We start from the raw sequence: 11,986 nt of genomic DNA, 5'->3' as shown, positions 1-11,986 counted from the left end.
CCTGCCGCTGGTAGCCGTGCATGGCCTGGACCAGCACATGGTCCACGATCGCGAGCATCAGCTCGGTGCGGTTGCGGAAGTGGCGGTACAGGCTGGAGGAGTCGGTACCCAGCTCGGCGGCCAGCTTGCGCATGCTGAACAACTCGTCCTTCTCGGAGCCGGAAATCAGCTCCACGGCAGTGTCCAAGATGGTCTGCCTACTCCACCGCTGACGCATGGCGACAGCTTAGTCGAGCGGAGTGGGTGCTTCACCAAATGACGAAGGCAGCGTTGAACGCAGTGTTGCGCGCAGTGCGTGCATGAGGTTCAATGAGCCCATGACACACCTGCACGAGCTGGTCACCCTGCGGACCGGGTTCGACATCGGCCCCGGGCGTGCGGAGCCGGCTTGGCTCCGGCGAGGTCTACCGGGTGCGGTCGCCGCTGGGGCACGAGGCCACCCTCTTCAGCCGCTACGACGATGTCCGGGCCGTGCTGCAGCGGTTCCCCGGGTCGCGCCTCGCCGACCCCGCCGCCAGAGCCGCCTTCAAGCACCGTGCACTGATCTACGGTCTGCGATCCCTGCCCATAACCTGGTGACCATCCTCAAAGGAACAACCGTTGACCATCGACGAACAGTCCAACGCCGCGCTCCTGGCCGAGGACGACTTCCCTGACCACCAGCAGGTGGTGCAACGGTTCGGCGACCTCGCACCGGACGGCACGACAAGCACGGTGGCGTTGTCGCGTCTGTTCGAGCATCCCCGGGTTGGTCTGCGCTTCTCGCGCTTCGACAAGCTCACGGCTGACGGCGGGTTCAACCCGTACCAGATCCTGTTTGTCGGCCAGCATGTTGAACGGCAGACGGCGTTCGGCAAGGTCGGCGCGACCGTCCGGATCGGCACCGGTATCCGCGCGATCGGACGGTCCTCGTACACCTACGGTCAGGGCATGTTCGTCGACGGGCACCTCGTCGCCACGGCTGAGGCCACCCTCGTCCTCGCCGACGAGTCCGGGCCGATCATCCTGCCGGATGAATTGCGCGCCGACCTCGAGGAGCTGCAACTGCCGCAAACCAGTGCAGCCGTCGCGTCGAAACCCGACCCGCGTCGCCGCGAGCGGCAGTCCTACCCGGCCGCTGCCACCGTCCACAGCCGCGTCGGGGACGTCGACCTCAACCGGCACGTCAACTACATCGCCCAACTGGGCTGGTACGACGAGGCGATCGCGTCCTATGCACACCGTCTGCTGGGAGACGACGCTGCCAGGAAGCTCCCCCGATACCTCCCTTGGCGCTACCGCGTGACCTACCTCGGTGAAGTCCTTCACCCTCGCTCCTACGACATCGGGATCGCCGTCAGCGGACACGACGAGCACACCGTGCACTACGAACTGGGACTGTTCGACGGCGGACAGTGTCTGGGGACCGCGGACGCAGCCGCACCACGCGGCAAGCTGTCCGCCACCGCACTCGCCTGGTCCCGTCAATGGATCAGCTCGTGAATTCGCCGTCGCTGATGACCGGTACGCGCTCACGTCCTGTCATATCGCTGAGCACGCGACCGCCGAACGCCCTGTCGTGCCGCGAACCGGTCGTTCGCCGACACAGCCTGGCCGCCGGGTCCGGGGGCCAGGCCGCAGGTTCGGACGAAATGGAGCGTCGAGGTCTGGTGATCGCGGTCGGATCGACGAGTTTGGCCTCCAGGCCGGCGACGCGGTGGTCTTGGAAGCGCAGGTTGGAGCGAGCGGCCTTCAGGCGTTCCTCCAAGGTGCGGTTGTCGGTGGTGAGCTGACGAACGCGCTGCTTGAGGGTGGTGTTCTCCGCGGTGATCCGCTGGATCGCGAACACGGTACCGAGAGCGCCGTCGCCAAGGCCGTCGACGACCTGATGGACTCCAGCGCCGGCTCTCATTTGGGCAGACTGGCGGCCCCGAGCGGTGAACTCGTGCGTGACTTCGTCGATCTCCAGGACCAGCGTTGGCCGACTGGTTCCCGAGGCAGTTGGTGATTAGCGGAGGTGCGGATGGCGATGCCAAATGACGGCATCGTCATGTACCAGATCGAGTTCACTCGGTGCCAGCACCCCTTGGACCTGCTGCAGCAGCTCGTGCACCTGTTCCCGGACGGCGATCGCGTACGGCGTCGGGGTCATGGTGCGGCCGGTGCGCACCAGGATCTGGTCCCCGGTCGTGCGCCGAATCCGCCCAGACTCCGGCTCATCGCGGGGGCGGTGACATGCAGGCGTGCGGCTGCCCCGGCCACACTGCCCTCCTCCAGCAGCGCGTCGAGCGCGGCGAGCAGGTTCAAATCTAATTGCATACGAGTAATCCTATCCGTGCTTGACATGCATTTGAAGTTAATTACGGCGCTGCATACCGTTGAGGCGAAAGCGCAAGAAGTAACGCGCAGTTCGGCCCTCGACCGGCCATCACCCCTCCTCAGACGGGAGTACCACCATGTCCGAAACGCTTCAGACCACCGCAGTGGCCGGCTCCGACGCCGACTTGCTCGCCCGGACCGCGATCGCCGTGCGTGAGGCGGGTTCGGCGCTGCGCGAGCGCTTCGGCGAGGTGGTCCGCTACCAGACCCGCGAAGAGCTGATGCGCGCGCTGGCCGCCAACGACGACACGGCCCTGGACATCCTGCGCCCCGCCCTGACGGAACTGCGCCCGGATGCCGGCTGGGTGGAGGAGGAGCTGGACGGCGGGGCGCTGCCGTCCGGCGAATGGTGGGTCGTGGATCCGGCCGAGGGCAACGTCAACCACCTGCACGGCCTGCCGGAGTGGGCGGTGACCGCCACCCTCGTGCGGGACAACCAGCCGGTGCTCACCGTGGTCCACCTGCCGTTGACCGGCGAGACCTACACCGCGCTCACCGGCGCGGGCGCCCACCTCGACGGCCGGCCGCTGCACGTCTCCCAGACCGCGGACCTCGGCCTGAGCATCGTGGCCACCAGTCAGGCCCGGCCGGACGAGAACGAGAAGGTCGTGCGGCGCGTCGGCTCCTCGATCACCGCGATGCTCCTCGACGCGCTCGTCGTGCGCGTCGCTGTGCCCGCGACCCTGCACCTGGTGAACGTGGCCGCCGGCCGGATCGACGCCTTCTGGCAGTTCGCCGGCGCCCGAGCTGACCTGCTCCCCGGCGCGCTGCTTGTCACCGAGGCCGGCGGACAGATCTCCGACGCCGAGGGCCGTCCCTGGACCCCGCAGAGCAACAGCTTCCTGGCCGCCGCACCCGGCGTCCACGCCGAAGCCGTATCGACGCTCTCGCGCTGACCCCTTACGAGAACTGAAAGACCAAGAGGAACGAATCGCCATGACCACGATCGCAGTTCTCGGAAACGGCCGCGTTGGCGGCAACCTGGCCACCGCTCTTACCCGGGCAGGGCATGAGGTGACCGTGGCGGACCGCGCGCCGGGCGCCGCCGCCGACGCCGCCCGCACAGCCCGGATCGTCATCAACGCCACCCCGGGAGCCGGCTCGCTGGACCGGCTCGCCGCCCTGCGCGAGGAACTGCGCGACAAGATCCTCGTCGACGTCTCCAACGCCACCGTCGACGGACCGGACGGACTGCCCGCCGACCTGCTCTACCCCGGCTCAAGCCTCGCCGAACAACTCCAGGAAGCACTCCCCGAAACCAGCGTCGTCAAGACACTCAACACCATGCTCTTCCCGGTGATGACCGCGCCGACAACGCTCACCCAGCCGCCGACCGCGTTCCTCTCCGGCGAGGACCCCCAGGCCAAGCAGACCGTCCACGAACTGCTCACCGACCTCGGCTGGCACAAGGACTGGATCACCGACCTCGGCGGGATCCAGACCGCCCGCGCAACAGAAGCCGCGATCCTGTTCGTCCGCCACGTCATCCGGTCCACCGGATTCACGCCCTTCGCGATCTCAATCGCCCGCTGACCCGCACACAGTGCACTTCGCCCTGGGAGGATCACCTCGCCGGATCCTCCACTTTGGGCCTGGGGCAAGAAGCCCCCCACCAAAGGCTCGTGGATCAAATTGCGCCTCGGGCAGAAATCCCAGACCGGACTACCCACGCACTCCACGGGCTGTCGCCAAGCACCTGGCCTACGACTGCGTCCCGATGGAGCTCGACTGACCCTGAAACACAAGATCTGCCGCGCCTTCTTGATCCCGGCAGGCCAAAGGACCACGGCGGTGGAGCTCGCGCAGGGCTACTACAAGGAGCCCCTCATACGGCCAGTGAAGACCTGGGTGGAGGAAGAAGACCAGATGACGAAGAAGGGCGCTAGCTCGGGAGTTGCTGATCAGAGCGGCACTTTTCCGCCGGGAAGCCCCGAATGTACGCGAGAGCCCACACCTGCCGTGTCGCAATTGGCGGTTTCCTCGTTGCTGGTCAACCCCGCGCCACGGCCGATGACCACGCGCGCGAACCAGCTCACTTCGACCCGAACCGCTTATCTCCACGACCTTTGCGAAGTCAACGCGATGCACACCCGGTGTTCGTGGGAATCGCGCTTTGCCCGCTACCACACTGCCCGGCAGACCGTGACAGCCCGCGAATGGCGGTATCTGTGCGACTGGTCCAACGGGACGACCTTGGTCACGGTCCCGCTCCATGAACCAACCCGCGTCATCGCTGTCACCCACCTGCTCCGGACGCCAGTCCCGCATGTCCGTGAACTCGGCATCCTCGTCGAGGACTCCTGGCAGGGGCAGGGGCTGGGCACGCTCCTTGCCCGCTACGCGGTGGACCTCGCGCGCACCCACACCCTCGACTGCTATGAGATCACGGCCATGACAGGAATCGACAACCAGCGCACGCTGTCCATCCTGCGGGGGCTGCACGCCCGCGTGACGGGCAGGGACGGGCCCACGCTGGGCACTGTGCTCCAGGTGGCGGGGTAGGTCCATGAACCAGGCACTCCGTCAAAGCCCTGTGCGGCACGATGCCGGAACCAAACGGGCCGATGGTGTCGGGATCCCGGTTTTCACGCCCGCCCCGTCGTCTTCCGCCGCCGGGCAGCAGTCGGCAAAGGCGCGGCACCACGGCTCGGAGACTTCCGTAGGACAGAGCATGCTCTGGGCGCGACCGGTCAATCAGCCTGTACCGCCACTTCCGCAACCGCACCGAGCTGATGCTCGCGATCGTGGACCATGTGCTGGTCCAGGCCATGCACGGCTACCAGCGGCAGGGGACCTGGCGTGCACGGCTCCTCGACCTGATCCTGCGCTCATGGGATGCCTACGCCGCGCTGCCGCAGCTGGCGAAGGACGCCAGCCACTATCCGGGCACCGGGCCCGGCAGCCAGCTGGTGATCGAGGAGACCCTGCAGGCCCTCAGCGACGCCGGAGTGCCCGAGGAACTCATCCCCGAGTGGTACCACCGGCTGGTGACCTTGTCCGTGTCCCTGATCTCCGCGCACGCGGCCAGCCAATCCTCCAGCCTGACCGAGCAAAAGCGGAGACTGGAAACCTTCCGAGTGATCACACTCGGCGCCGACCCGGCAGACGTCCGCAACGCGAACCCCGGCCGTCACCGCGCCATTTCCCGGACGTCGTCGGCCTGGTCCGCACCCGTATCCACCCCGTCAACTCGCCAATCGTGGCGAATCGTATGGAGAGAAACATGAACCATCTGCCGAGCACCGACGTTGGGGTCCTTATCCCAGTGGATGTCCACTTCGACGATCTGGACCCGATGGGGATGCTGCACAACAGCCGGTATCAGGTCTGGGTCGAGCGAGCGTGGGTGGAGTTCGGTCGGGGGCAGGGCCTCGGCGGCGCGTCAGGCTTCGAAGGGGACGGCTTCCAGGTGGTGAAGGCGTTCACCATCACCTACGACGTCCCTGTGAGGGGCCTTGGTCAGTGCGCGGTGCACCTGTGGATGGAGCACATGGGCAGGGCTTCGGCCACCGTAGGCTACCGGGTGTGCTCAGACGAGGGCAGGACCACGCACGCACACGGTACTCGCACCGTCGTTCGTCTCGACAGCACCACGTTGCAGCCCACGCCGTGGTCCGACCGAGCCCGTGAGGTGTCCCGGACCATCGAACTGCCGAAGAGTAGCGATCAGCCCCAGGCGGGGACGGGGCCCGCCTCTTGATGGCATAGCCATCTTGCTGCCCGACCGACGTCGTGCTGCCGGCTCCAAGCCGGCGGACGACTGTATCGCGGGACGTCCGGCCATCGACGATTCCGGTCATGAAGGTGGCTGCGGTGCGGCCCTTCAACGGGCGACGCGGGGGCCCTACTCCCTTCGGTCAAGTTGTCTGGGCGTCCGCGCGGAGGGGCATCGTGCGAGCGTCAGTCGTCCGTGGCAGTGCCGGCACCGGTGCATTCGTAGATCCAGCCGGCGGGAGCATCGGCGGAACGGACGGGCGTGTAGATGTGCCAGGTGGTCCGGTTACGAGGTCCCTGTCCCCGAGCGCCGCGAGCACGGAGGCGTGAATGGCGCAAGCCCATCTTGATCGAGCTGGACGGTGCCCCCACCAGCGAGCACGGTGGCTATCTGTTCCTTGGCCTGCTGCGGCCGCGAACGCTCGGGCGAGGCTAGAGCGGCATCACACCTTGGCCCTCAGTCGACGCCCGCGTCCCAGCTGATGTGCCAGCGGTGTGAGTGACCGGCCTCTAACAGCGAGAACACCACGGCTCAAAAAGGATCACTGGAAGGCGATCAGCTTCTATGAACGGTGCCGAGACTCTTTTGCGCACCCTGCTCAACAACGGTGTGGACGTCTGCTTTGCCAATCCGGGTACGTCGGAGATGCAGTTCGTCGCGGCGCTCGACCGCCACCCGGCCATGCGCGGTGTGCTGTGCCTCTTCGAAGGAGTAGCGACCGGGGCCGCCGACGGCTACGCCCGCATGACCGGCCAGCCGGCCGCGACCTTGCTCCATCTCGGCCCGGGCCTTGCCAACGGCCTGGCGAACCTCCACAACGCCCGCCGAGCGCACACCCCGATCGTCAACGTCATCGGCGACCACGCCCGCTCGCACAAGGAGCTCGACTCGCCCCTGGAATCCGACATCGATGCCGCAGCCGCGACCGTCTCCCACTGGGTGCGCCGGCCAATGACCTCGGCGCACATCGGTCCCGATACCGCTGCAGCCGTGGCGGCGGCGATGAGTGCCGGGGTGCCCGGCGCCCCGGACCGGTCACAAACCGGCACCTCCGGCGCGATCTCAACACTGATCATGGCCGCCGATCTTTCCTGGGAAGACAGCGCCCCGCCCGCGCCACACCTCCCGGCACCGCCACCGCGTTCCGTCACCCGCGCAGACGTGGAAACCACAGCTGCATTGGTCGCCGGTGCCGAGCCCGTCGCGCTGCTGATCGGCGGCGCCGGACTGGGTGAGCGCGGCCTGCAAGCTGCCGCCCGGATACAGAAAGCCACCGGAACCGCCGTCTTCTGCCCAACCTGGCCCGCCCGGCTGCGGCGCGGTGCAGGCGTACCGGCGATTCAGCCCCTGGGCTACCGGGCTGAAACCGTCAACCAGCAACTGGCAGGCATCAAGCACCTGATCCTGGTCGGAGCACGCGAACCAGTGGCATCGTTCGCCTATCCGGGCCGTCCGGGCCTTCTCACTCCACCGGGAACGCGCGTGCACCACTTCGTCCCCGAGGAGGGCTTCGATGTCGTCGACGCGCTGAGCGAACTGGCAGACATCGTCGCGCCGGACACCCTCGCAGTGCTGCCAGCACAAGACGCTCCGCCTCCAATCGCGGACGAGCCGTTGCGCACAGAGAACTGGGCAAAGGTCATCGGCGCCCTGCTTCCACAGGAAACGATCATCGTCGACGAGTCCATAACCGAGGGGATGAACACCCTCTTCCCGGCGACCGCCAACTCTGCACCACACGACGTGCTCGGGCTGACCGGCCTCGCCATCGGGCAGGGCATCCCCGTGGCCGCCGGCGCAGCCATTGCGTGTCCCGAACGGCCCGTCGTCTGCCTGCAAGCCGACGGCAGCGCGCTCTACACCATCTCCGGACTATGGACCCAGGCCCGTGAGAAGCTCAACGTGACCACCGTCATACTCAACAACCGCTCCTACGCAATCCTGCGCGCCGAACTGGACCGCGTCGGCGGCGGCCAAGCCGGACCGGCCGCCAACGCCCTCTTCGACCTCAGCCGACCCGACATCGACTTCACCGCCGTGGCCACCGGCATGGGCGTCCCCGCGACCCGGGCTGCAAGCACAACCGAACTGGCCGAACAATTCTCCACCGCGCTGGCCACACCCGGACCACACCTCATCGAAGCGATCCTCCAGCCGACCTGAAAAAGTCTTCGGGAACAGCGACAGCCAAAGACCTCGATCTTCAACGAACACGCAGACCGAGGGTGCGATGCGATCGGAAACCTGGGAAGCAAGCCTCTCACCGTTCGCAGACACCACCGGGCAAGCCGGACGGCTCGGAGGAATCCTTCTTCTGCAAGGCAGGCCGACCGGGAAGTCGTTCTACGTGGAAGAGATAAGGCGACACGCCGTCGCGGCTGGTTCCCCTTGCCTGCACGCCACCGGATTCGATCAAGGCGAGGGAATTTCCTCCCTTGGAACCCAGGGAAAAGCTATGCAGAGTGGGCGTAGGGCTCGACTGCCGAATCCGACTGTCATAAAGGATTAATCATGTCTACCAGTTCCACCCCGCTGCTGTTTCGTTCACGGCTTTTGGCAAGGCGCCTGGGTTTGGAGCGAAGTGGTTGGCCATGTCGTGGCCTTCGGACTCACGGACACGGCCGGCTTCGCAGACGACCTGCAAGTCGGGCTGATCTTGTGATGGGCTGTGACTGCGCGAAGGCGGCGCACGGGCGTCACGGCGGATGGACACTGGGGCATTGATCCCCGCGCCGCGCGCGTCGCGGTAGCTCTGCGAAGTACAGGAGTGCTGGTCATAGCCACTCGGAGATGGCTGCGACCAGCGCTGTCGCGTAGTAGCGGACAGCGAGTTTGTCGTACCGCTCACCGACCGCGCGATGGCGCTTGAGCCGGTTGGGACCGCACGCCACCGCGTGCCGCTCTTTGTAGTCGTCTGTGTCGAACTTTGGCGGGCGACCGCCTCGGGAGCCGAGCTTCTGGCGGTTGCGGATCTGGTCAGCCTTCTCCGGGCGTCCGGCGGCCCGCCCGCCGGGCACCCGGACCAGCGGGGTGTGACCACCAAGCAGGGGTGCTGCCACGAACGCGTGGAGGTCGCGACTGCCTGGGACGAGAGCAAAAGAACGGCAGGTCGGCAGGAATCCGTCACGGTCGGACGGGTTGATTCGCGGCACGGTGTCCGCATGTTGCACGAGCGGCCTGGTCTTCGTCACCCCGGCCCTTGGCGGGCTTCCATGGTGTGGGTCCGGGGTGCGTCTGTCGGGTTCACTGGCTCTTCGTGGAGATGTCGCGGGTGGCTTCGAGGAGGGGCAGCGGGTGGACACCGTCCGTCGGCGTGGCGTCGGAGGGTTCTCCCTGCGACTGGACCGACATGACGACGACCACCTGGTAGTCGCCGGGGTGCTTGTCCACGTCGGACCACGTCGTGCCGGGGCAGAGGCTGTCGATCGGCAGGGTCTTGGTGTAGGGGCGCCAGCCGACGGGGTACAGGAGGGCCGGGCTGCCGTCCGGACCAGTGTCGGCGGCGGGCTTCTGGCGGCCGGCGATGACCCCGTGCTTGATCAGGAGGGCCGTGGGCGGGACATCGACGATCGGCAGGTTGAGTGCCTCTGCCCGGTCCTGGGAGGTGATCTTGTAGGTGGTCCGCAGCGTGGAGCCTTGGCGCCGCAGGGACGTGACGGTCAGTTGCAGGGACCCGTCGTGGCCGCTGACAACGACCGGGGGCTCGATGGTGCCACCGCAGCGCAGGGAGCGGTCCTGGAACTTCAGTGGCGGGGAGGTGGTGGTGGTCGGGGCGGGGTGGGCCTGGTCACCGGTCACCGCGTCGGAATGGGTTCCGCATCCGGCGAGGGCGAGGGCGAGGAGCAGGGCGGGGACGGCGGGCAGCAGGGCGCGACGCATGAGTTCCTCCATGAGGTGTCGAGAGCAGTGCGAGTTGAGAAGAGGCCGGCCATGAGGTCGGCCGTTCATCCGGCCAGGGGTGCACGGGCGACGATCAGTGAATCGGGGGCCCCGGTGCCGGATGGCGCGGCAGGCTGGGTGGCGAGGACGACGGCCACTTCGTAGCCGTCCTTCCACGCCGAGCTCCAGGTGGTTCCCGCGCAGGGCCGGCCCGGCACGGGTGCGCGCTCGGCGCGGTGTGGACGGGCGGGGGTGATGGTCACCTGGTGCGTGGTGTTCTCGGATGCCGGTCCGGAGGGATCCTGACCGGCCACGACCCGGCCGTCCTTCAGGACGAGGATCCGCGGCTCACCGGAGATGACAGCGGGGGCGGTCGTGGTCACGGCGTAGGTGATCTGCGGGGCTTTGTCCGGGGCCGCGCGTACGTCGGAGATGCGCACGGTCATGGCTCCCCGGCCGGTACTCGCCGGGACCTTCGCGCCGCAGGTGTAGTGAGGGAGCCCCGGAGGGGCGCCACTGGTCGCCGGAGGCTGTCTGTGTACCTTGCCCGTCGGAGACTTGATCTCCGGTGTCGAGGCGGAGGGCAGCGTGTTCAGCACCACCGCGGCGGCCACGGCCAGGGCCGCCCCGGCCACGGCGGTGTACCGCGCGGCTCTGCGCCTGCGGACCCGGGTCCGGATCCGCTCGGTGTCGATCCCCGGCAGCGGTGTGCGTTGCGCGGCGGCCAGCAACTGTTCGCGCACGTCCTCGGGCTTCATGTCTCCAGCCTTTCCTCCGCGACGTGCTGAGTGGGGGGCCGCAACTGGGTGCCCAGCCGGGCGAGCGCGTCGCTCAGATGACGCTTGACCGTCCCTTCACCGCAGCCGAGCCGAGCCGCGATGTCGGCGGTGGACATGTCCTCGTAGTAGCGGAGCACCACGCAGGCCCGCTGCCTCGGCGACAGTCCGCGCATGGCGTCCATGAGGTCGATCCGGTGCAGGACGTCCGTGCTGTGGTCGGCAACCGGCGCAGAGGACACGAGCCGTGGAAGCGCGCGGTTCCACCGGGTTCGGCGCCGGTGCAGGTCCAGGTAGCGGTTGAGCATCGTGCGACGCACGTATGCCTCCGCCTCCCCCAGTTCCCACGCACGGCGGGGCCGGGAGAAGACCCGTACCAGTGCCTCCTGAACCAGGTCGGCGGCCTCCGCGCGATCGCCGCACAGCAGGAAGCCGTACCGGTTCAGCTCCGCGCCGCGCTCCTGCGCGAGCTCGGACAGCAGCCTCGACCATTCGGCCACGTTCCCTCCGATCCCCTCACCCGGTATCACGAACAACTCCCCCGTCCGGTTGGGGCCTTGCGGCCAGGAAGTTCGACGGGCCTCCGGGGATGGTGCGGTGCGGGATGCCGCCCACTCGTGCGAAGGGCACCACAGGCTCCGGGTGGAAGCTCCGTGGAGCACCTGATCGGGGTGCATGCCGTAGGCGCGGCAGCCATCCGGCACATGAGTGACCAGGTCGTCTCCCCGCTCAGTCGGATGCTGGGAGCGATGCCGAAGCTCGCTCGTAGAGAGCGGTGCGATGAGCTGGTCGAGCGGCGAGAGGCTTGTCATCGCAGGCCGCGGTCCGGTCCGGGATGAATTCGCGGGGTGGTGAGGACTGTGCCCTGTGGATCGGACAACGGCTCGTGACGGTCCGGTCTTCTTCGTTTCCGAGAAAGTTCCGATCCGGATGCAACCTGGCCGTGTGCCCGTGCGTATGGGAGGCGATAACCGCACTTCACATGGGGGATTTCATGCACGTGGACCGTTCGGCCGGTCGGACCGTCGGCCGTGTCGGCGCTGCTGTCGCGGCCTGTATTGCTCTGCTCTCGGCCGTCGGCTGCTCGTCGGACGCGGGTGGCGGCGTTCGGGACGCCGCCGCTCCGGATGGCCGGGCCTCCGCCGCGGCGCCCGTCAAAGCCGCGGGCAAGGCGTCCGAGCGTCCGGCTCCGTCCATGCCGGAGCCTGCCGAGGTTGCGCAGGCGCGGGTGAACATATCCGACCGGCAGACGGTCGGT

The 11,986-nt window shown here is 67.7% G+C and carries 14 protein-coding genes and 2 pseudogenes; 9 read left to right on the top strand and 7 right to left on the bottom strand.

Annotation, left to right across the window (positions count from 1 at the left end; genetic code table 11):
* Positions 1 to 217 (bottom strand): helix-turn-helix domain-containing protein (locus tag ACWGKT_RS47530; protein WP_453278665.1); only part of this gene is annotated, 217 nt, incomplete at its 3' end.
* 158 nt (positions 218 to 375) lie between these two features.
* On the opposite strand from ACWGKT_RS47530, the gene ACWGKT_RS47525 reads away from it, so the two are divergent.
* Together ACWGKT_RS47525 and ACWGKT_RS47520 are read left to right on the top strand one after the other, a co-directional pair.
* Complete coding sequence (locus tag ACWGKT_RS47525; RefSeq protein WP_453278664.1) at positions 376 to 579, top strand: hypothetical protein; 204 nt, start codon at positions 376 to 378, stop codon at positions 577 to 579.
* A 21-nt stretch (positions 580 to 600) separates the two neighbouring features.
* Complete coding sequence (locus ACWGKT_RS47520) at positions 601 to 1,482, top strand: acyl-CoA thioesterase (protein WP_453278663.1); 882 nt, start codon at positions 601 to 603, stop codon at positions 1,480 to 1,482.
* Here ACWGKT_RS47520 and ACWGKT_RS47515 read toward each other — a convergent pair.
* A complete protein-coding gene (locus ACWGKT_RS47515; protein WP_453278662.1) occupies positions 1,472 to 1,828 on the bottom strand; it encodes a hypothetical protein in 357 nt (118 codons plus the stop codon). The genes ACWGKT_RS47520 and ACWGKT_RS47515 overlap by 11 nt on opposite strands.
* Before the next feature lie 207 nt (positions 1,829 to 2,035).
* Positions 2,036 to 2,298: pseudogene (locus ACWGKT_RS47510) on the bottom strand (LysR family transcriptional regulator); the annotation flags it as partial.
* A gap of 137 nt (positions 2,299 to 2,435) precedes the next feature.
* On the opposite strand from ACWGKT_RS47510, the gene ACWGKT_RS47505 reads away from it, so the two are divergent.
* From ACWGKT_RS47505 to ACWGKT_RS47480, 6 genes are all read left to right on the top strand, one after another.
* Entirely contained in the window at positions 2,436 to 3,254 is an 819-nt protein-coding gene (locus ACWGKT_RS47505) for an inositol monophosphatase family protein (protein WP_453278661.1), read from the top strand.
* A gap of 40 nt (positions 3,255 to 3,294) precedes the next feature.
* Positions 3,295 to 3,891: an NADPH-dependent F420 reductase gene (locus tag ACWGKT_RS47500; RefSeq protein WP_453278660.1), complete on the top strand. Its 597-nt coding sequence runs from the start codon at positions 3,295 to 3,297 to the stop codon at positions 3,889 to 3,891.
* A 258-nt stretch (positions 3,892 to 4,149) separates the two neighbouring features.
* Entirely contained in the window at positions 4,150 to 4,860 is a 711-nt protein-coding gene (locus ACWGKT_RS47495) for a GNAT family N-acetyltransferase (RefSeq protein ID WP_453278659.1), read from the top strand.
* A 242-nt stretch (positions 4,861 to 5,102) separates the two neighbouring features.
* On the top strand, positions 5,103 to 5,585 hold the full coding sequence (locus tag ACWGKT_RS47490) for a TetR/AcrR family transcriptional regulator C-terminal domain-containing protein (protein WP_453278658.1): 483 nt from the start codon (positions 5,103 to 5,105) through the stop codon (positions 5,583 to 5,585).
* The gene (locus tag ACWGKT_RS47485; RefSeq protein WP_356159245.1) at positions 5,582 to 6,058 is read left to right on the top strand and encodes an acyl-CoA thioesterase; all 477 of its coding nucleotides are present in this window, start codon (positions 5,582 to 5,584) and stop codon (positions 6,056 to 6,058) included. Before ACWGKT_RS47490 ends, ACWGKT_RS47485 begins: the two co-directional genes overlap by 4 nt.
* A gap of 579 nt (positions 6,059 to 6,637) precedes the next feature.
* Positions 6,638 to 8,236 (top strand): acetolactate synthase large subunit, encoded by a 1,599-nt coding sequence (locus tag ACWGKT_RS47480; protein WP_453278657.1) that lies wholly within the window; start codon positions 6,638 to 6,640, stop codon positions 8,234 to 8,236.
* Between the two features lie 611 nt (positions 8,237 to 8,847).
* Here ACWGKT_RS47480 and ACWGKT_RS47475 read toward each other — a convergent pair.
* The 4 genes from ACWGKT_RS47475 to ACWGKT_RS47460 form a co-directional block, all read right to left on the bottom strand.
* On the bottom strand, positions 8,848 to 9,264 hold the full coding sequence (locus tag ACWGKT_RS47475) for a hypothetical protein (RefSeq protein WP_453278656.1): 417 nt from the start codon (positions 9,262 to 9,264) through the stop codon (positions 8,848 to 8,850).
* Positions 9,265 to 9,316: 52 nt separating this feature from the next.
* Positions 9,317 to 9,952 carry a hypothetical protein gene (locus ACWGKT_RS47470; protein ID WP_453278655.1) on the bottom strand — a complete coding sequence of 212 codons (636 nt, stop codon included), beginning with the start codon at positions 9,950 to 9,952 and terminating at the stop codon, positions 9,317 to 9,319.
* A 65-nt stretch (positions 9,953 to 10,017) separates the two neighbouring features.
* Complete coding sequence (locus ACWGKT_RS47465) at positions 10,018 to 10,710, bottom strand: hypothetical protein (protein WP_453278654.1); 693 nt, start codon at positions 10,708 to 10,710, stop codon at positions 10,018 to 10,020.
* Positions 10,707 to 11,228, bottom strand: a complete 522-nt coding sequence (locus ACWGKT_RS47460) for a SigE family RNA polymerase sigma factor (RefSeq protein WP_453278653.1) — start codon at positions 11,226 to 11,228, stop codon at positions 10,707 to 10,709. Before ACWGKT_RS47460 ends, ACWGKT_RS47465 begins: the two co-directional genes overlap by 4 nt.
* Positions 11,229 to 11,722: 494 nt before the next feature.
* On the opposite strand from ACWGKT_RS47460, the pseudogene ACWGKT_RS47455 reads away from it, so the two are divergent.
* Positions 11,723 to 11,986: pseudogene (locus ACWGKT_RS47455) on the top strand (hypothetical protein); the annotation flags it as partial.

Source organism: Streptomyces sp. NPDC054794 (genome assembly GCF_053611585.1).
Note: the sequence above shows the minus strand (reverse complement) of the source record. Positions and strands in the feature narration are given on the sequence as shown.